This is a genomic window from Phenylobacterium sp. CCH9-H3 (genome assembly GCF_001557235.1).
In the GTDB taxonomy this organism is placed as follows: Bacteria; Pseudomonadota; Alphaproteobacteria; order Caulobacterales; family Caulobacteraceae; genus Phenylobacterium.
This window is the reverse complement of the sequence record NZ_LSJI01000030.1, coordinates 1-1,701: the sequence shown is the minus strand read 5'-3', so window position 1 is coordinate 1,701 and position 1,701 is coordinate 1. Positions and strand designations below refer to the sequence as shown.

1 protein-coding gene is annotated in these 1,701 nt (G+C 67.7%); it reads left to right on the top strand.

Annotated elements, in window-relative coordinates; all coding sequences use genetic code 11:
* Nucleotides 1–1,701, top strand: a 1,701-nt coding sequence (locus AX721_RS02425) for a TonB-dependent siderophore receptor (protein WP_156466969.1), incomplete at both ends; no start/stop codon positions are given.

Below are 1,701 nucleotides of genomic sequence, written 5' to 3'. Positions count from 1 at the left end.
AGCGCGGCCTGCTGAACGCCACGGCGGCCTCGGGCGGCGGCACCTGCGCCACCAATCCGGGCGGCACGTTCACGGGCACCATCTCGCGCCGGAACGTCGAGGGCCAGGGCCGCCAAGGCCAGACCCAGCACCAGCAGTACCGCTATGTGATCGGGCTGAAGGGCGACCTGAACGACAACTGGAACTACGACTTCGCGATGCAGTACGGTCGCGTGTCGTTCAACCAGACCCAGACCGGCTTCTTCCGCACGGGCGCGATCAACAACGCCCTCAACGTCGTGTCGGTGAACGGCGTGCCGACCTGCCAATCGGTGGTCGACGGCAGCGATCCGGCCTGCGTGCCCTACAACATCATGCAGCTGGGCGGCGTCACCCAGGCCGCCCTCGACTACCTCGACACGCCCAGCACCTCGTCGGGCAACCTGTTCGAGCGGATCGTGAACTTCTCGCTGGGCGGCGACCTCACCGAATACGGCGTCAAGACGCCCTGGGCCACCGACGGCGTGGGCGTCTCGATCGGCGCCGAATACCGCCGCGAGACCCTGGACTTCGCGTCCGACTTCATCTCCTCGTCGGGCCAGCTCAACGGCGCGGGCGGCGCGGCCCCGCCGGTCAACGGCAGCTTCGACGTCTATGAAGTCTTCGCCGAGGCCCGGATCCCGCTGGTGCAGGGTGCGCCGTGGGCCAAGTCCCTGACGCTCGAGACCGCCTTCCGCTACTCGGACTACTCCTCGATCGGTACGACCGAGACCTACAAGCTGGCCGGGGACTGGGAGCCCATCGACGGCCTGCGAATCCGCGGCGGCTACAACCGCGCCGTCCGTGCGCCGCACGTCCTGGAGCTGTTCAGCCCGCAGAACGTGGCGCTCGACGGCACGCAGGACCCTTGCGCCGGGCTGGCGGCCAACGATCCGCTGGTCGCCCGCTGCGCCCAGGCCTTCGGCCTCACGACGGCCCAGGTCCTGGCGATCGAGGCCAACCCGGCCGCCCAGTACAACGGCCGGTTCGCGGGCAACCAGAACCTCGATCCGGAAACCTCGGACGCCTACACCCTGGGCGTCGTGTGGCAGCCGTCGTTCCTGCCGGGCTTCAACGTCTCGGTCGACTACTTCGACATCAAGGTGGACGACTACATCGCGCCGATCGGGGCGGACCTGATCGTCAACCGCTGCGTCCAGACGCTGAGCCCGCAGTTCTGCGACCTGGTGCATCGTGACGCCGAGGGTTCGCTGTGGCTGTCGAACCAGGGCTACGTCATCGACCAGACGGTGAACATCGGTTCGCTGCGCACGTCCGGCCTCGATTTCAACGCCGGCTACCGGATCTCGTTCGACGACCTCGGGATCGAGAACATGGGCAGCCTCGGGTTCAACTTCGTCGGGACCTATCTCGACCGGCTGGAATCCCAGGCCCTGCGCGGCGACGAGCCGTTCGACTGCGCCGGGCTCTACGGCACGATCTGCTCGGTCGCCGGCGGCTTCACCGCCCCGAACCCGAAGTGGCGCCACAAGGCCCGCGTGACCTGGAACACGCCGCTGGAGTACGGCGAGTGGTTCCACGACTTCTCGGTGACGCTGCAATGGCGCCACTTCGACAAGGTGACGCTGGACGCCTACGACGACCATCCGCAGCTCAACAACCCGGCGCTGCAGTACGCCACGGACAAGACGCTCGCCTCGCGCGACTACTTCGACCTGACGG